This is a genomic window from Pseudomonas sp., assembly GCF_050739655.1.
Classification (GTDB): Bacteria; Pseudomonadota; Gammaproteobacteria; order Pseudomonadales; family Pseudomonadaceae; genus Aquipseudomonas.
This window is the reverse complement of record NZ_JBOIBY010000010.1, coordinates 1-18,097: the sequence shown is the minus strand read 5'-3', so window position 1 is coordinate 18,097 and position 18,097 is coordinate 1. Positions and strand designations below refer to the sequence as shown.

The following is an 18,097-nucleotide window of genomic DNA, read 5'->3' as shown; positions in this document are numbered from 1 at the left end:
GGCGTACAAAGAAACCTGTGGGAGCGGGCTTGCCCGCGATGAGGCCATCAGGATCGACACAACTATTGTGGCCGCGGCCGATCCGGCATCAACACCGCCGAATGCTCCGGCTCCACCACTCCATCCTGCCGCGACTCCAAATGCCTCGGCACCAGCGCCTGCTGTGGATAAGTCTGCGCGAAGTGTACCCAAGGGCTGTTATCCACAAGCTTTTTCAGCCGCTGGTTGAACGCCCGGCTCACCGCATATTGCCCCCCGGATACAGTGCGAAACTGCGCCGTCAGCACCACGCGGCCCTCAGGCGCCAGGCGTCGACCAGGTTTTCGTTGAGATCGAGCTTTTCCTGCACCTCGTCAATGCTGGAACTGATGGCGCCCAGCAACCCGCCCTGCACCAGCGGTTGAGGGTGTGCCGGTGGCGTCGCGGCGGTGGTCGCGGCCGGCAGCCCCGGTACCGCCGCAGCTTCCAGCTCCTCGCTGCCCAATAACAGCAACGCCCCCAGTAGTATCGCGGTCTTGAGCTTGATCAAGGCATCCGCGCCTTTGGATTAGGCTGTAAGGAACTGATCGAGAAAGACCGGGCAAGTTCGGCGTGCATTCGCAAATGCCGGGCAATCTTTGCGCTCGAAGCAAATATCAAATGCTCATCCCTGTATTTTTCCGCACAACCCAAACCCCGACACTGCACTCCATCAAATCAGCCCACCGGAGTTGCAGCCATGCCCATTGCCTTGCTCGCGCTGACCCTCAGCGCCTTCGCCATCGGGACGACCGAGTTCGTCATCGTTGGTCTATTACCCACCATTGGCGCCGACCTCGGTGTCAGTCTGCCGTCGGCCGGTCTGTTGGTCAGCCTGTATGCCTTGGGTGTCGCTGTCGGCGCCCCGGTGTTGACCGCCCTGACCGGCAAAGTCCCTCGTAAACTGCTGCTGTTGTCGCTGATGGTGTTGTTCACCCTCGGCAACCTGCTGGCCTGGAAAGCGCCGAGTTACGAGTCGCTGATCCTGGCGCGGATCGTCACCGGCCTGGCCCATGGCGTGTTTTTCTCGATCGGTTCTACCATCGCCACCAGTCTAGTGCCCAAGGAAAAAGCCGCCAGCGCCATCGCCATCATGTTTACCGGCCTCACCGTGGCGTTGGTCACTGGTGTCCCGCTGGGCACGTTCATCGGTCAACATTTCGGCTGGCGTGAAACCTTCCTCGCCGTGTCCGCTCTGGGTGTGATTGCGTTCATTGGCAGCCTGATCTACGTGCCGAAGAACATCGCCCACAGCAAACCTGCTTCGCTCTTGCAGCAATTGCAGGTGCTCAAGCAACCGCGCTTGCTGCTGGTGTACGCCATGACGGCGGTCGGTTATGGCGGTTCTTTCATTGCTTTCACGTTCCTGGCGCCGATCCTTCAGGATATCTCCGGGTTCAGCGCCAGCACTGTCAGCCTGGTGTTGCTGGTCTACGGAATCTCGGTGGCCGTCGGCAATATCTGGGGTGGCAAACTGGCCGATAAACGCGGCCCGATCAGTGCCCTGAAAGTCATCTTCGCCCTGCTCGCCGCTGTGCTGTTCATGCTGACCTTCACCGCCGGCAACCCATGGTTGGCGCTGGCCACAGTACTGGTCTGGGGCGCCGTGGCGTTCGGCAATGTGCCGGGGTTGCAGGTGTATGTGGTGCGACAGGCTGAACATCACACGCCCCATGCAGTGGACGTGGCTTCCGGCCTGAATATCGCAGCGTTCAACCTTGGCATCGCCGGTGGCGCATGGGGCGGTGGCTTGATCGTTGCGCACATGGGCTTGATCCATACCGCGTGGATCGGTGGGTTGGTGGTATTGGTGGCGCTGGCACTGACCGCCTGGAGCGGTCGCCTGGATCGGTTGGGGCCGGTGCATGCCGAGTACTCAACCCGTATCGTCCCAAGCCACTGATGCCCCCTGTGGGAGCTAGCCTGCTAGCGATGACGGCGGCACATTCGACATCTTCTTTGAATGTGAATGCCCTATCGCTAGCAGGCTAGCTCCCACAATTGTTTTGATGGGTGCTCCCGAGTAGCGATACCGTCCATACCCCCGCCGAAACTTTCCTATCCACCCAGCAGTCAGCAAAGAAATGGAGCAATCGGACGGGAGGCGACATGGCGGCGATTCACATTGGCATTTCAGGTTGGCGCTACACGCCCTGGCGGGGGGATTTCTACCCAAAGGGCTTGCCCCAAAAACGCGAGCTGCAATTCGCGTCGAGGGCCGTCAACAGCATCGAAATCAACGGATCGTTCTACGCCCTGCAGCGGCCTGACCGGTACGCCCGCTGGTATGCCGAAACCCCGCCGCACTTCATCTTCAGCGTCAAAGCCCCGCGCTTCATTACCCACATCAAACGCCTGCGTGACATTCATAAACCCCTGGCCAATTTCTTTGCCTCCGGCGTTCTGGAACTCAAGGAAAAACTCGGCCCGATCCTCTGGCAATTCCCGCCCAACTTCACATTCGATGCCGAACTGTTCGAAATCTTTCTCGACCAGTTACCGCACGACACCGAACAGGCGGCCGCCCTCGCCCACCAGCACGACTCGCACCTGATCGCCCCACGACAAAAGCTCAGTGCTCGCAAGTCCCGCGAAGTGTTCTGCTATTTCGACAATGACATCAAAGTTCGCGCGCCCTTCGATGCCCGCCGCCTGCTCGAGCGTTTCGACCTCGACAGGAATTTGCTCACCGCCCCCGGTGAACCTGTTGCCGAAGGAGCACTGTCATGAGCATTTCCGAGCCGGTCGGCACCACGGATGAGCAGGTGTCCATCGAGACCACCGTGCACCGTTTTACGGTGCTGACAGTCAATACGCACAAGGGCTTCACCGCGTTGAACCGACGATTCATTCTGCCGGAGCTGCGCGAAGCAGTGCGCAGCGTGTCCGCGGATGTGGTGTTTCTGCAGGAAGTGCACGGCACTCATGAACAGCATCCGAAGCGCTACACCAATTGGCCGGCGATGCCGCAGTATGAGTTTCTGGCCGACACCCTATGGCCGCAGTTCGCCTACGGGCGCAATGCGGTTTATCCGGCCGGCGATCACGGCAACGCGCTGCTGTCGAAATTCCAGATCGTGCGTCACGACAACCTCGACGTGTCCATCAGCGGTCATGAGAACCGGGGCCTTCTGCATTGCGTATTACGCCTGCCCGGTGATGGCCCGCAGGTCCATGCGATTTGCGTCCACTTAGGCTTGCGTGAGACTCATCGCAATGAACAACTCAAGCTGCTCGCCCGTCGCCTTGCGGAACTGCCCAATGATGCGCCGGTGATCGTCGCCGGTGATTTCAACGACTGGCGCCAGCGCGCCGATGACCTGCTGACACCCTGCGGATTGCGAGAGGTTTTTGCCCAGCACCACGGCAAACCGGCGCGCAGTTTTCCTGCACGACTGCCGACTCTGCGCCTGGACCGCATCTACGTGCGCAACCTCAAGGCCAGTCAACCACAAGTGTTGACCACGCGGCCCTGGTCGCACCTTTCCGACCATGCCCCGCTGTCGGTGGAGATCGAGCTATGAGCAGCTCATCGATGGAGAAAACCAGTGTGGACCAGCGAGCCAAACCAGCGCCAATTCACGAGCCGGCTCTCGTCGACATCGAGTACGGCTGGCATGGCAGCAACCGGGTCGAGCTGCTGGAAAACGGCGAAGCGTACTTTCCCAGAGTCTTTGAAGCGCTGCGTCAGGCCCAGAGTGAAATCCTGCTGGAGACCTTTATCGTATTCGAAGATAAGGTCGGCAACGAATTGCAGCAGATCCTGATAGAAGCCGCCCAACGCGGGGTGCGCACCACCGTCAGCCTCGATGGTTTCGGCTGCGGCGAGCTGAGCAGCGGATTTCTCAGCGCCCTGAGCGCCGCCGGCGTGCGCTTGCAGATGTTCGACCCGGCGCCCAAGCGTCTGGGCATTCGCACCAACTGGTTCCGACGCCTGCATCGCAAGATCGTGGTGGTCGACGGCAGCATTGCGTTCATTGGCGGGATCAATTTTTCCGCCGACCATTTGGCCGACTTCGGCCCCGAAGCCAAGCAGGATTATTCCGTAGAGGTGCAAGGCCCGGCCGTGGCCGACATCCATCACTTTGCCTTGCTGCAAAGCGGTCGACCGGCCCGGGCCAAATACTGGTGGCAACGACGCCGGCAACGCCGTTCGGAACTGGCGATCAGCGACCACGACGGCCAGGTGCGTTTGGTCTACCGCGACAACGCCGAGCATCCCACCGACATCGAAGAGGTTTATCGCCAGGTGCTGCGCACGGCACAGCGTCGCGTGTTCATTGCCAACGCTTATTTTTTCCCAGGCTATCGATTGCTGCGCGAGATTCGCAACGCTGCCCGTCGCGGGGTAGACGTTCGGCTGATTTTGCAGGGCCAACCGGATGTGATGGTGGCCAAGCTCGCGGCACGCATGACCTATGACTACTTGCTCAAGTCCGGGGTAAAGATCTACGAATACTGCGACCGTCCGTTGCACGGCAAGGTCGCGCTGGTGGACGAAGACTGGAGCACGGTGGGCTCAAGCAATCTCGACCCGTTGAGCCTGTCGATGAACCTGGAAGCCAACGTGTTGATCCGTGACCGCCATTTCAACCGTGTCCTCGCCGATCGACTGGATGATCTGAGCGACAACCATTGCAAGGCCATGTCAGTGGACAAGGCACCACGCGGGCGCCTCTGGCACATGACTGTGGGCTTTTTGGTGTTTCACTTCTTGCGGCATTTTCCGGCGTGGGCCGGTTGGCTGCCGGCGCATAAACCACGGCTGAAACCCTTCACACCCACGGCTGGGAGCGATCATCATGAGTCGCAATGACGCGCATGCGGCGGCCCACGCCAACCACCCGGCCAAGTCACGTTGGAGCCGCTTTAAACGACCGCTGACCCTGCTGTTTTTTCTGGCGCTGATCATACTGCTGACGATGTTCGCCCAGCGCATCGAATGGGCCGAAGTGCTGCAAACCCTGGCCGATTTCAAGGTGCGCACGTTGATCATTGCATCCAGCCTGACCGTGGTGAGTTTTCTGGTCTATGCCTGTTTCGATCTGATTGGACGGACCTACATCCGTCAGGACCTCACCTGGAAGCAGATACTCCCGGTGGGCATCATCAGCTACGCCTTCAACCTCAATCTGAGCGCTTGGGTCGGTGGCATCGCCATGCGCTACCGCCTGTATTCGCGACTCGGGGTGAGCAAGAGCAACATCGCAAAAATCCTCGGTCTGAGCCTTGCGACCAACTGGTTCGGCTACATGCTGATTGCCGGCGTTGTGTTCAGCAGTGGCCTGGTCCGGATGCCGCCAGGCTGGAAATTGAGCAGCGGCGCGTTGCAAGGTGTGGGCGTGTTGTTGCTGTTGGTGAGCGCGGGATATCTCGCGGCCTGTAGATTCTCCAGCCGCCGTGAATGGTCGATTCGCGGGGTGGAAATCAACTTGCCGTCCCTGCGTATGGCCATCCTGCAATTGATGCTGGGGGCATTGAACTGGTCGCTCATGGCGGCGGTGATTTTCACGCTGCTGCCGAGCAAACTTGACTACCCGCTGGTGCTCGGCGTGTTGCTGATCAGCGCCATCGCGGGTGTCATCACGCATATCCCTGCTGGCCTTGGCGTGCTGGAGGCGGTGTTCGTCGCACTGCTGCAACACGAGGTTTCCCGGGGCAGTCTGGTGGCAGGATTACTGGCGTATCGGGCGATCTATTTTCTGCTGCCGCTGTTGATCACACTGGTGATGTATTTGGTGGTGGAGGCCAAGGCCAAGTCGTTGCGGATCGCGAAGAAACCCAAGTGATTTTGTGGTGCTTTCACCGACGCCATCGCGGGCAAGCCCCACATGGATCTGCGGCGTACCTAAATTTTGTGCACGACAAAGAACCCTGTGGGAGCGGGCTTGCCCGCGATGGCGCCCGCAAGACCACCCCAACTTACTTGGCTTGGATAATGCTCAACCGCTCACCCACCACCATTTCCGTGATCCAGTCCACGAGGATCGAGGTGTATGCCTGTTGCGAGACAGGGTCACTCAACGCGTGATCGGCGCCGTCGATAATGCGGTGGGTCAATGAGTGAGTCTGCTGGCAGGCCGCGCGGTAACTCATGATGGTTGCATGGGGCACGAAGTCATCGGTCTGCGACTCCACCAGCAACACATCCCCGGTAAATTCCGAGCAGGCATGTAAGGCCCGATTGCTGTCGGCGCGCACCAAGGTGCTTCGGTAATCGCGCAAGTCAAGTTTGTCCAGATCACGCTTGGGCGCATGCCATTGATCGTCGCGATACAACGCCGGCACACGCAGCGCCAACCAGCGCACCGGCCGCAGCGACGTCAGGATCGAGGCCAGATAACCACCGTAACTGGTGCCGACAACGGCAATCGCCGAGGTGTCGAGCGCCGGGTGTGAGAGCAGTCGGTCATAGGCCGCCAGCAAGTCGCGCAGGTTGTCCTCGCGGCTCACCCGGCTCAATGGAATACCGGTGCCGCCGGTATGCCCGCGCAAGTCGAACGTCAGGCATACACATCCCAAGCCCGCGATGCCTTTGGCCCGCTCCAGATCTCGTTCCTGGCTACCACCCCAGCCGTGCACGAATAGCACGCCGGGGACTTTCGATTTGGGACTGAGGAAAGTCCCGCTCATCTGCTCATCGTCGATGTCGATTTGAATGCTTTCGCTTCTAGCCGTCATAGGACTTGACCGTTACGTACTTGAGAAGAAAATCGCTGTTTTGCGCCGGCCCCCGGTACACCTCGATAGCGTCCACCGGTAGCGCCTGATCGATGTAAGTTTCCACCGAAGACACCCGAATCGCGCGCATTTGCGGATCGTTGACGAAGCTCTGTAAAGCCGCCACTTCGGCACTGCTGGCCCCGCCCATACGCCAGGATTGTTCAAGCACGCCACTGCGCTGCTTGCCGTCGCTGGCCATGCCTTGGGCGATGTCGTAGTTGCGCCGCGAGGCATAAAAACCGGGATAGGCTTCATCGGCTGCGCTGTCGAACACTTGCGCCTGTTGGATCGCCAGCTGCACATCATCTGGCAAATCCAGTTTCAACAGATCGTCGTAATCGCCCTGCACCACCAGCAGATTGGAACCGCCGTACACCTGCTCGCCGTGAGCGTCTTCGGTCAAGTATTGATCACCGCAGTAACTCATCAGTCTATTGCCGATGAAACTCTGACCGACGCTGTGGGTGATCACCTGATCCAAGTCCTGTTCCAGCACCACACCCTCGCAGAACAACGCTTTGGCATCGGGACGCGCCAGGATTTTGTCGAACTGGTCGAGGCTTTCGATGACTTCCTGACCGCGCCCAGCGCACGCGTGAATCGGCTTGAGCCGGATCGGCCCCGTATAGAGCAGATGTTCCGCCGCTGGCCGCGCATCCTCGAACGCGAACACGCTGAGCCCATCCAGCACGACACTGCGCACCCGTTCGGAAAACAGCGGCGCCCAGCCTTGAGGGGCATGTGCCTGGTGGTTGAGCAAACCATGGCTGATGGCTTTGGTGCAGATGAAGTCATGTTCGACATAACCGCCCCACAAATCCTCCGGCCCCTTGACCCCCAGTTCCTGGGCGGCAGCAGCGCCCACTAACGTTTGGGTTGGCAACAAATACAGATCTCGACCGCCATGCTGTTGCGGGTCGTAACTACCGCCGTACTTGAGCCCGAGGATTCGCGCCAACCAGCGGGCCAGGGCCCGATTGGTTTCGACTTCATGTTTTGGCGCGTCTGGGTGCACCGAATGGGCAACCACCAGTTTCTTTCGGCCTGTTGGGGTCATGCGTTCCCCTTCAATCAGCGCTTGATGAATGTAGTGGATGGGGGTGCAGAGATCAGGCCAATCGGGGAAGAGAAGAAATACCTTTGCAATCAGTGGTTCGCATCACCAACGATGGCACATCGCCCGTTTTATTCTGCACGAACGCCACTGCACTTCCTGCAATTTGCACGATTCACGCCTTGCAAACGCCCTTTGTGGGAGCCAGCCTGCTGGCGATAGCGGTGTATCAGTCACCGTTGTGTTGTATTTGCCGACGTCTTCGCGAGCAGGCTCGCTCCCACAGGGAGTTTTTGAAGATACGTCACCGTGCCGCTGCACTCGGCGTCACCCCAAACCGCGTTCGATAATCACTCGGCCCCAATCCTGTGATTTTCTTGAAGGTCGAACGAAACGCTCCCGGATCCTGATAGCCCACGGTCCAGGCAATGTGATCGATGGTGCCATTGGTGAATTCGAGCATTTCCCTGGCCTTGCCAACTCGCAAGTGCTGGCAGTATTCAGTGGGCTTGAGCCCAGTCGCGGCGCGAAATCGACGCAGGAACGTACGTTCCTCAAGCCCCGCTCGCTCGGCCATTGCTGTCAGTGAAACGTCGGTGGCCCCGGTACTTTGCAGCCAGTGCTGAACCTTGAGGATCGATGCATCGCCGTGGCTGAGAATCGGTGCGAAATTACTGCCGCACTCGCTGGCGCTGTCACTGTGCTCCACCACCAGAAAACGCGCCGTACCCGTGGCGATGCTCGGGCCCATCAGGCGATCCACCAACCGCAGCCCCAACTCTGACCAGGCCATCAGCCCGGCGGTGGTGATCAGGTCACCGTCGTCGACAATGGGCGTATCGGCCTTGAGCTTGATCGCCGGGTAACGCTCAGCGAAGGCCTTCGACGAGGTCCAGTGAGTGGTGGCGCTACGACCATCGAGCAAGCCGCTTTCGGCCAACAGGATAGAGCCCACGCAAACACCGCCCAGGGTTGCGCCGCTGGCGTGTTGCTGACGAATCCAGCGAATCAGCCCCTGGGGCGCCTGGCCTTCGGAGAACCCGGCGATTGACGGCGGAATCATCACTGCAACTAATGCGCGGTCCGGGCTGGGGTGGCTGTCGTAGACCCGAACTGGCGCCTGATCGCCTTCAACCTGCCAATGGCTCACGCGCAATACCGGCAAATGCGCAGTCTGATGCTCGGCGGCAATCCGGTTGGCCACCTCGAACAGGTCCGTCAATCCATGCACCGCCGCCATCTGCGCGCCGGGATAGATCAACACGCCCAGCTCGGCGATTGCCCTTTGTGCGTCCATTGTCAGTTTTCCCCCTTCTATTGTCGGTGCGGCCAATCCACGAATCGCGTGCTCGGGCCAATACTTGATTCCACACCCAAACGCACTTCGAGGAAACAGTCATGGCCAAGCAAGCACTCATCGTAGTTGATATCCAAAACGACTACTTCCCCCAAGGCAAATGGCCGCTGGTCGGCGCAGATGCCGCTGCAGACAACGCCGTCCGCCTGCTCAGTGCCTTCCGCGAGGCGGGTGATTCGGTGGTGCACATCCGCCACGAGTTCACCTCGGACGCCGCACCCTTCTTCACCCCCGGCTCCGAAGGCGCCAAGTTGCACCCCAAAGTCCTCAACCACGCCAACGAACCAGTGGTGCTGAAACACTTCGTCAACTCGTTCCGCGAAACCGAACTACAGTCAATCCTCGACGAGCAAGGCATCAAGGAACTGGTCGTCGTCGGCAGCATGAGCCACATGTGCGTCGACGGCATCACCCGCGCAGCCAACGACCTGGGCTACAGCGTCACGGTGATCCACGATGCCTGTGCCTCCCGCGACCTGGAATTCAACGGCCTCACCGTCCCGGCGGCCCACGTTCATGCTGCATTCATGTCAGCGCTGGGTTTTGCCTACGCCAACGTGGTGTCCACCGACGAGTTCCTTGCCGCCAACCACTAAAACGCCCGACCCACGCTACTCACTGGAGATGATCGACATGGCTACTCTGACGACTCGCGAAGGCAACACAATCTATTACAAGGATTGGGGCAGCGGACAACCGGTGGTGTTCAGCCACGGCTGGCCCCTGAGCGCCGACAGTTGGGAATCGCAGATGCTGCACTTCGCCAACAACGGCTTCCGCGCCATCGCGCACGATCGTCGAGGCCATGGCCGATCCAGCCAGCCGTGGGACGGTAACGACATGGATCACTATGCCGACGATCTGGCGCAACTGATCGAGCATCTGGATCTTAAGGACGTGATTCTTTTCGGCTTCTCCACCGGTGGTGGTGAGGTTGCCCGCTACATCGGCCGTCACGGTACAAAACGCTTGGCCAAGGCCGGACTGATCTCCGCCGTGCCGCCGCTGATGCTGAAGACCGACACCAATCCCAAAGGCCTGCCGATCGAAGTCTTTGACGGCATCCGCGCCGGCTCCATCGCCGACCGCTCGCAACTGTACAAGGACATCGCCGGCGGTCCGTTCTTTGGCTTCAACCGCCCCGGTGCAAAATCGTCACAGGGGCTGATCGACTCGTTCTGGATGCAAGGCATGATGGGTGGCCACAAAAACACTTTGGACAGCATCAAGGCTTTCTCGGAAACGGATTTCCGCGAAGACCTGAAAAAGTTCGATGTGCCGACCCTGATCATCCACGGCGATGACGACCAGATCGTGCCTATTCAAGCGGCGGGACTGGAGAGCAAGCGGTTGATCGAGCATGCAGAGTTGATCGTCTACCCCGGCGCGCCACACGGGCTGACGGATACGCATAAAGAGAAAGTGAACGCGGACATGCTGGCCTTCGCCAAAGGCTGATCCGGAGCCATAAGCAAAAAGCCCGGCATCCATAGGGAGGCCGGGCTTTTTCAGGTTCTGTTTCTGGTCAAAGAATCAGAATGGGATATCGTCATCAAAGCTGTCGAAATCCGGAGCCGGTTGCGGCGCGGCCTGCTGTGGGGCCTGGCGCTGTGGCTGCTGTTGCGGTGCAGGACGCGGAGCCTGCTGGCGCGGAGCGGATTGCTGGTAGTTGTTACCGCCGCCCTGGCCTTGCTGGTCGCCCTGAGGACGGCCGCCCAACAGTTGCATGGTGCCTTGCATGTCGACCACGATTTCAGTGGTGTAACGCTTGATGCCGTCTTTTTCCCACTCGCGGGTCTGCAGCTTGCCTTCGATGTAAACCTGCGAACCTTTACGCAGGTATTCGCCGGCGATTTCGGCAACTTTGCCGAACATCGAAACACGGTGCCATTCGGTCTTTTCAACTTTCTGACCGGTTTGCTTGTCGGTCCACTGTTCGCTGGTCGCCAGACTCAGGTTGGTCACGGCGTTGCCATTCGGCAGGTAACGAACTTCAGGATCCTGGCCGCAAGTACCGACCAATATGACTTTGTTAACCCCACGGGCCATTACGTTCTCCTAGGCTACGCACGCTGCCCCGGCCGGGTTGTTCACCAGGCTTTCAAGGGTGGTGCGATCCAATAGTTCGGTGTCCAATTTGATGTAAATGGCCGCCTCATCAGCGACTATCACTGCATCTGTTACCCCTACGACAGCCTTCAGGCGCTCGACCAGACCCGCTTCGCGGATCGCCTCGGGCGACAACGGCAAGCGCAGGCTTGTCACGTAGGGAGGTTCTCGCATGGTAACAGCAAAGGCCAGCCAGAGGGCAGCCAGACCGGCGCATCCGAGGAACACAACCGACAGACCGCCATGCTGGAACAACCAACCGCCGAGAATGCCCCCCAGAGCAGAACCCAGGAACTGACTGGTGGAATACACCCCCATCGCCGTGCCTTTGCCGCCTGCCGGTGAAACCTTGCTGATCAGCGATGGCAACGACGCTTCCAGCAGATTGAACGCGGTGAAGAACACCACCGTACCGATCACCAGAGCCCGCAAGCTATCGCCGAACTGCCAGAAGAATAGCTCAGTGAGCATCAGCGTCATGACGGCGCCGAGCAAAACTCGTTTCATTTTGCGTTTCTTCTCGCCGTAGATAATGAACGGGATCATGGCGAAGAAAGAGATCAACAGCGCGGTCAGATAAACCCACCAGTGCTGCTCCTTGGGCAGCCCGGCTTTTTCGACCAAGGCCAGCGGCAAGGCAACGAAGCTCGACATCAACATTGCATGTAACACAAAAATGCCCAGGTCCAGGCGCAGCAAGTCGGGGTGTTTGAGTGTCGGGATCAACGCCTGGCGCGCGACGCCAGACTCACGATGCTGCAACGGCCCGGTGGAACGCGGCACCATGAACATCACGATCACGATGCCCAACAGCGCCATGCCGCCCGTGGCAAGAAACAGCCCGGACAGCCCGAATGCGCGGGTTAGCAGCGGGCCAACCACCATGGCGACAGCGAACGACAGCCCGATGGTCATGCCAATCATGGCCATCGCCTTGGTCCGATGCTGCTCCCGGGTCAGGTCCGACAGCAATGCCATGACCGCGGCGGAAATCGCCCCGGCGCCTTGCAGGATTCGTCCGGCGATCACGCCCCAGATGGAATCGGCGTTGGCCGCCAACACACTGCCGAGCGCGAAAACGATCAAGCCCAGGTAAATGACCGGGCGCCGACCGATGCGGTCGGAAATGAAACCGAAAGGAATCTGGAAAATTGCCTGGGTCAGGCCATAAGCGCCAATCGCCAGCCCGATCAGGGCCGGGGTCGCTCCTGCCAGATCCATCCCATAGGTCGCCAGTACCGGCAACACCATGAACATGCCAAGCATACGGAAGGCGAACACCAGGGCCAGACCGCTTGCTGCGCGGGTCTCGCTGCCACTCATACGCTCGCTGTGGGGATCGTGCATGGAAAAACCTCGTGTGAACCGGCGGCGATTCTACCAGTCCCATCGATTAGCAGGGTATATCGCGACGCTTTGCCGCGTGTAGATGACAGAGCTTTCATCTAAGCCTGCAACGACATCACTCGATAGTGTGCATCCATCCAGTATTTGGCCGTATACTCCTACGTTTTCGACGCCCGCCGAGCGAGGCCACCTTGGACAAGATCCTGATACGTGGGGCTCGAACCCACAACCTGAAGAACATCGACCTGACCCTGCCACGGGACAAACTGATCGTCATCACCGGCTTGTCCGGCTCCGGCAAGTCGTCCCTGGCCTTCGACACCTTGTACGCCGAAGGCCAGCGCCGCTACGTCGAATCGCTTTCAGCCTATGCCCGGCAGTTTTTGTCGATGATGGAAAAGCCTGACGTCGACACCATCGAAGGACTGTCGCCGGCAATCTCCATTGAACAGAAGTCGACCTCGCACAACCCGCGCTCGACGGTCGGCACCATCACTGAAATCTACGACTATCTGCGCCTGCTTTACGCTCGCGTGGGCATTCCGCGTTGCCCCGATCACGACATTCCGCTGGAGGCGCAAACCGTCAGCCAAATGGTCGACCTGGTGCTCGCGCAACCCGAAGGCAGCAAGCTCATGCTGTTGGCGCCGGTCATTCGCGAGCGCAAAGGCGAGCACCTGTCGGTCTTCGAAGAACTGCGTGCCCAAGGCTTCGTACGCGCCCGGATCAACGGCAAGCTTTATGAGCTGGACGAAGCACCCAAGCTCGACAAACAGAAAAAACACTCTATTGATGTAGTGGTCGACCGATTCAAGGTCCGCGCCGACCTGCAGCAGCGTCTGGCTGAGTCCTTCGAGACCGCGCTGAAGCTGGCTGACGGCATCGCCCTTGTGGCGCCGATGGATGAAGAACCGGGCGAAGAGATGATCTTCTCCGCGCGTTTCGCCTGCCCGATTTGCGGTCATGCCATCAGCGAGCTCGAGCCCAAACTGTTTTCCTTCAACAACCCGGCTGGCGCCTGCCCGACTTGTGACGGACTGGGTGTGAAGCAGTTTTTCGACATCAAGCGACTGGTCAATGCCGAGCTGACACTCGCCGAAGGCGCGATTCGCGGATGGGATCGGCGCAACGTCTATTACTTCCAGATGCTCGGATCGCTCGCCTCCCACTTCAATTTCAGTCTGGAGGTGCCATTCGGCGAGCTCCCGTCCGATCAGCAAAAGCAGATCCTGCACGGCAGCGGCTCGCAAAATGTCGACTTCAAATACCTGAACGACCGTGGCGATATCGTCAAACGCTCGCATCCGTTCGAAGGCATCGTGCCGAACCTGGAGCGCCGTTATCGCGAAACCGAGTCGGCGTCGGTTCGAGAGGAACTGGCCAAGTTCCTCAGCACCCAGTCTTGCCCTGACTGCCGTGGCACTCGTCTGCGGCGTGAGGCGCGGCATGTGTGGGTGGGAGAGAAGAACCTGCCGGCAGTGACCAATCTGCCCATCGGCGATGCCTGCGAGTATTTCGGCGGACTGTCACTGACTGGTCGCCGTGGCGAGATCGCCGACAAGATCCTCAAGGAAATCCGTGAGCGCCTTCAGTTTCTGGTCAACGTCGGCCTCGACTATCTATCGCTGGACCGCAGTGCGGACACGCTGTCTGGCGGTGAAGCGCAGCGTATTCGTCTGGCGAGCCAGATCGGCGCCGGCCTGGTTGGCGTTCTGTACATCCTCGACGAACCTTCGATTGGCTTGCACCAGCGCGATAACGACCGGTTGCTCGGCACCCTGAAACACCTGCGGGACATCGGCAACACGGTGATCGTGGTCGAGCATGACGAAGATGCTATCCGCCTGGCTGACTACGTGGTGGATATCGGCCCGGGCGCAGGCGTCCACGGCGGCAATATCGTTGCTGAAGGCACACCCGCCGAGGTGATGTCGCATCCGGACTCGCTGACCGGCAAGTACCTGTCGGGGCGAGTGAAAATCGAAGTACCGGCCAAGCGCACACCCCGCAACAAGAAGCTGCAACTGTCGCTCAAGGGCGCTCGCGGCAACAACTTGCGCAACGTCGATCTGGATATCCCGATCGGTCTGCTGACCTGTGTGACCGGTGTATCCGGCTCGGGTAAATCGACGCTGATCAACAACACCCTTTTCCCTTTGAGCGCAACGGCGCTCAACGGTGCAACCACTCTCGAAGCTGCCGCGCACGACAGCATCAAGGGCCTGGAGCATCTGGATAAGGTCGTCGACATCGACCAAAGCCCGATCGGACGCACACCGCGTTCCAACCCGGCAACCTACACCGGGCTGTTTACGCCCATTCGCGAACTGTTCGCCGGCGTACCGGAGTCCCGATCACGAGGCTACGGGCCAGGGCGTTTCTCCTTTAACGTGAAAGGCGGACGCTGCGAGGCTTGCCAGGGTGATGGCCTGATCAAGGTAGAGATGCACTTCCTGCCGGACATCTATGTGCCGTGCGATGTTTGCAAGAGCAAACGCTATAACCGCGAAACCCTTGAGATCAAATACAAGGGCAAAAGCATCCACGAAACACTCGAAATGACTATCGAGGAAGCCCGTGAATTCTTTGATGCGGTTCCGGCCCTGGCCCGCAAGCTGCAAACGCTGATGGACGTCGGCCTGTCGTACATCAAGCTCGGACAATCGGCGACAACGCTGTCCGGCGGTGAGGCCCAACGGGTGAAGCTGTCCCGTGAGCTGTCGAAGCGCGATACCGGCAAGACCCTGTATATCCTCGACGAACCCACAACCGGCCTGCACTTCGCAGATATCCAGCAATTGCTCGATGTGCTGCATCGATTGCGCGACCACGGCAACACGGTGGTAGTAATCGAGCACAACCTCGACGTGATCAAGACCGCCGACTGGCTGGTGGATCTGGGGCCAGAAGGTGGCTCCAAAGGTGGCCAGATCATCGCGGTGGGTACACCAGAAGAAATCGCCGAGATGAAGCAATCTCATACCGGCTACTACCTCAAACCGTTGCTGGAACGCGATCGGGCCTGAATCAGGCCCAAGAAAAAGCCCCGGTCACTTCGACAGTGATCGGGGCTTTTTTGTACCTGGATGAATCAGGCGTGGGATTGCAGGTAGTTCTGCATACCGATCAACTTGATCAGCCCCAACTGCTTCTCCAGCCAATAGGTGTGATCCTCTTCAGTATCGTGAAGCTGAACTTCGAGAATTTCGCGGCTGATGTAGTCCTGGTGCTTTTCGCAGAGCTCAATGCCTTTGCAGAGCGCGGCGCGTACTTTGTACTCAAGACGCAAATCCGCTTCGAGCATTTCCGGCACAGTCGTGCCGACGTCCAAATCGTCTGGACGCATGCGTGGCGTGCCTTCAAGCATCAGGATGCGGCGCATCAGTGCGTCGGCGTGCCCTGCTTCTTCTTCCATTTCGTGGTTGATACGTTCGTAGAGCTTGGTGAAACCCCAGTCCTCATACATCCGCGAATGGACGAAATATTGATCACGCGCGGCCAGTTCGCCGGTCAGCAACGTGTTGAGGTAATCGATAACGTCTGGGTGGCCTTGCATCGCCCTACATCTCCCTGCTTGAAAGTCTGTAGTTTGAACCAACCTGGCCATAACGTCACTCGCCGGACGCAATAAAAGCGAAGATATTCTGAGAAAAGCGGGTTAAATAACGCAAAAACCGCCCAAACAAGGGCGGTTCTGCTTCTCATTTAGACTTCGTTAAGCTGTACGTTGAGCAGCTTCGCGATTGCTTCTCCATATGCCGGGTCGGCCTTGAAGAAATGCTGCAATTGGCGGTCAATCACATCACTCGACACACCCGCCATTGCTCCGGCGATATTGCTGACCAGCAACGCTTTCTGCTCATCGCTCATCAGACGGAACAGCGCACCGGCGTGACTGTAGTAGTCGGTGTCCTCCCGATGATCATAGCGATCAGCTGCTCCGCTCAATGCCAACGAAGGCTCGGCATAGCGAGGCGCCTGTTTCGGCGACTCCACATAACTGTTCGGCTCGTAGTTCGCAGCTGCACCACCGTTGCTGCCAAAAGCCATTGAGCCATCGCGCTGGTACGTGTTTACCGGACTGCGTGGGGCGTTTACGGGCAGTTGTTGATGGTTGGTACCGATGCGGTAGCGATGTGCGTCAGCGTAAGCGAACACACGGCCTTGCAGCATGCGGTCAGGCGACAGTCCAACACCCGGAACCATATTGCTCGGGCCAAAGGCAGCCTGCTCGACCTCCGCGAAGTAATTGAGCGGATTGCGATTGAGCTCCAACTCGCCGACTTCGATCAAGGGAAACTCTTTCTGCGACCAAGTCTTCGTCACATCAAACGGGTTTTCGTAATGGGCCGCTGCCCGGGCTTCGGTCATGATCTGGATGCACACGCTCCATTTCGGGAAATCACCCCTCTGAATGGCCTCAAACAGGTCGCGCTGAGCGTAATCCGGGTCAGCCCCCGCCAGGCGAGTCGCTTCTGCCGGAGTGAGGTTCTTGATCCCTTGCTGAGTCTTGTAGTGCCATTTCACCCAATGACGCTCACCATTTGCACTAATCAAGCTATAGGTGTGGCTGCCGAAGCCGTGCATATGCCGGTAGCCGTCGGGAATGCCACGATCCGAAAATAGGATGGTGACCTGGTGCAGCGCCTCCGGGGAGTGTGACCAGAAATCCCACATCGCCTGAGCGCTCTTGAGGTTGCTCTGCGGCAAACGCTTTTGGGTGTGGATAAAGTCGGGAAATTTCAGCGGATCACGAATAAAAAAGACCGGTGTATTGTTGCCGACAATGTCCCAATTACCTTCTTCGGTATAGAACTTCAAAGCAAAGCCGCGTGGGTCACGCTCGGTGTCTGCCGAACCGCGCTCACCACCTACGGTGGAGAAACGTAGGAACGTTGGAGTCTGCTTACCAACACTCTCGAATAGCTTGGCGCTTGTGTACTGGGTGATATCCCGCGAGACGGTAAACGTACCGTAAGCACCCGAGCCTTTGGCGTGGACACGGCGCTCAGGAATGTTCTCTCGGTTGAAGTGGGCAAGCTTCTCGATCAGGTGAAAATCGTCGAGCAGCAGCGGGCCACGAGGGCCGGCGGAACGGGAATTCTGGTTATCGGCGACAGGAGCGCCGCTGGCAGTAGTAAGCGTTTTGTTCTGGCTCATGAGATTGTCCTTCCTCTGTCGGTCTTCAACTGCCGGCTAATCGGCTGAGAGGGAGTATCGATCACTCGTATGACACCTACAAATTTATAGAATCATCTTAATCAATAGAAATATATAATCTAATAATCTGAATCCAAAGATAAAAGCATCGCGATGCGAGTTTTTTGACAGGCACAAAAAACCGGGCACTAGGCCCGGTTCTTTGTTTCAGACTGACGTCTTACTCGGCGGATACAGCTTCGCCAGCAGTAGCACGATCAACCAACTCGACGTACGCCATAGGCGCGTTGTCGCCAGCGCGGAAACCGCACTTGAGGATGCGCAGGTAG

General features: G+C 58.8%; 16 protein-coding genes and 1 pseudogene. 8 read left to right on the top strand and 9 right to left on the bottom strand.

Annotation, left to right across the window (positions count from 1 at the left end):
- Nucleotides 1-292: 292 nt before the first annotated feature.
- A pseudogene (locus tag ACRESJ_RS00700) lies at nucleotides 293-529 on the bottom strand (mechanosensitive ion channel protein); the annotation flags it as partial.
- 189 nt (nucleotides 530-718) lie between these two features.
- On the opposite strand from ACRESJ_RS00700, the gene ACRESJ_RS00695 reads away from it, so the two are divergent.
- The 5 genes from ACRESJ_RS00695 (at nucleotide 719) to ACRESJ_RS00675 (ending at nucleotide 5,807) form a co-directional block, all read left to right on the top strand.
- The gene (locus ACRESJ_RS00695) at nucleotides 719-1,921 is read left to right on the top strand and encodes an MFS transporter (RefSeq protein WP_431756158.1); all 1,203 of its coding nucleotides are present in this window, start codon (nucleotides 719-721) and stop codon (nucleotides 1,919-1,921) included.
- A gap of 206 nt (nucleotides 1,922-2,127) precedes the next feature.
- Nucleotides 2,128-2,748, top strand: a complete 621-nt coding sequence (locus ACRESJ_RS00690; protein WP_431756157.1) for a DUF72 domain-containing protein — start codon at nucleotides 2,128-2,130, stop codon at nucleotides 2,746-2,748.
- On the top strand, nucleotides 2,745-3,542 hold the full coding sequence (locus ACRESJ_RS00685) for an endonuclease/exonuclease/phosphatase family protein (protein ID WP_431756156.1): 798 nt from the start codon (nucleotides 2,745-2,747) through the stop codon (nucleotides 3,540-3,542). The genes ACRESJ_RS00690 and ACRESJ_RS00685 overlap by 4 nt, the downstream gene beginning before the upstream one ends.
- Nucleotides 3,539-4,834, top strand: a complete 1,296-nt coding sequence (gene clsB / locus ACRESJ_RS00680; protein WP_431756155.1) for a cardiolipin synthase ClsB — start codon at nucleotides 3,539-3,541, stop codon at nucleotides 4,832-4,834. The genes ACRESJ_RS00685 and clsB overlap by 4 nt, the downstream gene beginning before the upstream one ends.
- The gene (locus tag ACRESJ_RS00675; protein ID WP_431756154.1) at nucleotides 4,821-5,807 is read left to right on the top strand and encodes a lysylphosphatidylglycerol synthase domain-containing protein; all 987 of its coding nucleotides are present in this window, start codon (nucleotides 4,821-4,823) and stop codon (nucleotides 5,805-5,807) included. Before clsB ends, ACRESJ_RS00675 begins: the two co-directional genes overlap by 14 nt.
- Nucleotides 5,808-5,940: 133 nt before the next feature.
- On the opposite strand, the gene ACRESJ_RS00670 is transcribed toward ACRESJ_RS00675, so the two are convergent.
- The 3 genes from ACRESJ_RS00670 to ACRESJ_RS00660 form a co-directional block, all read right to left on the bottom strand.
- Nucleotides 5,941-6,699 carry an alpha/beta hydrolase family protein gene (locus tag ACRESJ_RS00670; protein WP_431756153.1) on the bottom strand — a complete coding sequence of 253 codons (759 nt, stop codon included), beginning with the start codon at nucleotides 6,697-6,699 and terminating at the stop codon, nucleotides 5,941-5,943.
- Nucleotides 6,689-7,798: a DUF3182 family protein gene (locus ACRESJ_RS00665; RefSeq protein ID WP_431756152.1), complete on the bottom strand. Its 1,110-nt coding sequence runs from the start codon at nucleotides 7,796-7,798 to the stop codon at nucleotides 6,689-6,691. Before ACRESJ_RS00665 ends, ACRESJ_RS00670 begins: the two co-directional genes overlap by 11 nt.
- Before the next feature lie 301 nt (nucleotides 7,799-8,099).
- Nucleotides 8,100-9,092, bottom strand: a complete 993-nt coding sequence (locus tag ACRESJ_RS00660) for a GlxA family transcriptional regulator (RefSeq protein WP_431756151.1) — start codon at nucleotides 9,090-9,092, stop codon at nucleotides 8,100-8,102.
- 101 nt (nucleotides 9,093-9,193) lie between these two features.
- Here ACRESJ_RS00660 and ACRESJ_RS00655 point away from each other — a divergent pair, with 101 nt between their 5' ends.
- Nucleotides 9,194-9,748: a cysteine hydrolase family protein gene (locus ACRESJ_RS00655; protein ID WP_431756150.1), complete on the top strand. Its 555-nt coding sequence runs from the start codon at nucleotides 9,194-9,196 to the stop codon at nucleotides 9,746-9,748.
- A 37-nt stretch (nucleotides 9,749-9,785) separates the two neighbouring features.
- Nucleotides 9,786-10,610 (top strand): alpha/beta fold hydrolase, encoded by an 825-nt coding sequence (locus ACRESJ_RS00650; protein ID WP_431756149.1) that lies wholly within the window; start codon nucleotides 9,786-9,788, stop codon nucleotides 10,608-10,610.
- Between the two features lie 75 nt (nucleotides 10,611-10,685).
- On the opposite strand, the gene ACRESJ_RS00645 is transcribed toward ACRESJ_RS00650, so the two are convergent.
- Nucleotides 10,686-11,201 carry a single-stranded DNA-binding protein gene (locus ACRESJ_RS00645; RefSeq protein WP_431756148.1) on the bottom strand — a complete coding sequence of 172 codons (516 nt, stop codon included), beginning with the start codon at nucleotides 11,199-11,201 and terminating at the stop codon, nucleotides 10,686-10,688.
- 9 nt (nucleotides 11,202-11,210) lie between these two features.
- A complete protein-coding gene (locus ACRESJ_RS00640; protein WP_431756147.1) occupies nucleotides 11,211-12,608 on the bottom strand; it encodes an MFS transporter in 1,398 nt (465 codons plus the stop codon).
- A 191-nt stretch (nucleotides 12,609-12,799) separates the two neighbouring features.
- Between ACRESJ_RS00640 and uvrA the strand changes: the two genes are divergently transcribed.
- Nucleotides 12,800-15,634 (top strand): excinuclease ABC subunit UvrA, encoded by a 2,835-nt coding sequence (uvrA, locus tag ACRESJ_RS00635; protein WP_431756146.1) that lies wholly within the window; start codon nucleotides 12,800-12,802, stop codon nucleotides 15,632-15,634.
- 65 nt (nucleotides 15,635-15,699) lie between these two features.
- Here the strand turns inward: uvrA and bfr are convergent, their stop codons facing one another.
- The 3 genes from bfr to ACRESJ_RS00620 form a co-directional block, all read right to left on the bottom strand.
- Entirely contained in the window at nucleotides 15,700-16,164 is a 465-nt protein-coding gene (bfr, locus tag ACRESJ_RS00630; RefSeq protein ID WP_431756145.1) for a bacterioferritin, read from the bottom strand.
- Between the two features lie 149 nt (nucleotides 16,165-16,313).
- A complete protein-coding gene (locus ACRESJ_RS00625) occupies nucleotides 16,314-17,768 on the bottom strand; it encodes a catalase (RefSeq protein WP_431756144.1) in 1,455 nt (484 codons plus the stop codon).
- A gap of 220 nt (nucleotides 17,769-17,988) precedes the next feature.
- Nucleotides 17,989-18,097 (bottom strand): L17 family ribosomal protein (locus ACRESJ_RS00620; RefSeq protein WP_431756159.1); only part of this gene is annotated, 109 nt, incomplete at its 5' end.

What these genes read in the sequence shown, in the direction of transcription:
- ACRESJ_RS00695 (WP_431756158.1), top strand. Translation starts at nt 719, where the DNA reads ATGCCCATTGCCTTGCTCGCGCTGACCCTCAGCGCCTTCGCCATCGGG.
- ACRESJ_RS00690 (WP_431756157.1), top strand. Translation starts at nt 2,128, where the DNA reads ATGGCGGCGATTCACATTGGCATTTCAGGTTGGCGCTACACGCCCTGG.
- ACRESJ_RS00685 (WP_431756156.1), top strand. Translation starts at nt 2,745, where the DNA reads ATGAGCATTTCCGAGCCGGTCGGCACCACGGATGAGCAGGTGTCCATC.
- clsB (WP_431756155.1), top strand. Translation starts at nt 3,539, where the DNA reads ATGAGCAGCTCATCGATGGAGAAAACCAGTGTGGACCAGCGAGCCAAA.
- ACRESJ_RS00675 (WP_431756154.1), top strand. Translation starts at nt 4,821, where the DNA reads ATGAGTCGCAATGACGCGCATGCGGCGGCCCACGCCAACCACCCGGCC.
- ACRESJ_RS00670 (WP_431756153.1), bottom strand. Translation starts at nt 6,699, where the DNA reads ATGACGGCTAGAAGCGAAAGCATTCAAATCGACATCGACGATGAGCAG.
- ACRESJ_RS00665 (WP_431756152.1), bottom strand. Translation starts at nt 7,798, where the DNA reads ATGACCCCAACAGGCCGAAAGAAACTGGTGGTTGCCCATTCGGTGCAC.
- ACRESJ_RS00660 (WP_431756151.1), bottom strand. Translation starts at nt 9,092, where the DNA reads ATGGACGCACAAAGGGCAATCGCCGAGCTGGGCGTGTTGATCTATCCC.
- ACRESJ_RS00655 (WP_431756150.1), top strand. Translation starts at nt 9,194, where the DNA reads ATGGCCAAGCAAGCACTCATCGTAGTTGATATCCAAAACGACTACTTC.
- ACRESJ_RS00650 (WP_431756149.1), top strand. Translation starts at nt 9,786, where the DNA reads ATGGCTACTCTGACGACTCGCGAAGGCAACACAATCTATTACAAGGAT.
- ACRESJ_RS00645 (WP_431756148.1), bottom strand. Translation starts at nt 11,201, where the DNA reads ATGGCCCGTGGGGTTAACAAAGTCATATTGGTCGGTACTTGCGGCCAG.
- ACRESJ_RS00640 (WP_431756147.1), bottom strand. Translation starts at nt 12,608, where the DNA reads ATGCACGATCCCCACAGCGAGCGTATGAGTGGCAGCGAGACCCGCGCA.
- bfr (WP_431756145.1), bottom strand. Translation starts at nt 16,164, where the DNA reads ATGCAAGGCCACCCAGACGTTATCGATTACCTCAACACGTTGCTGACC.
- ACRESJ_RS00625 (WP_431756144.1), bottom strand. Translation starts at nt 17,768, where the DNA reads ATGAGCCAGAACAAAACGCTTACTACTGCCAGCGGCGCTCCTGTCGCC.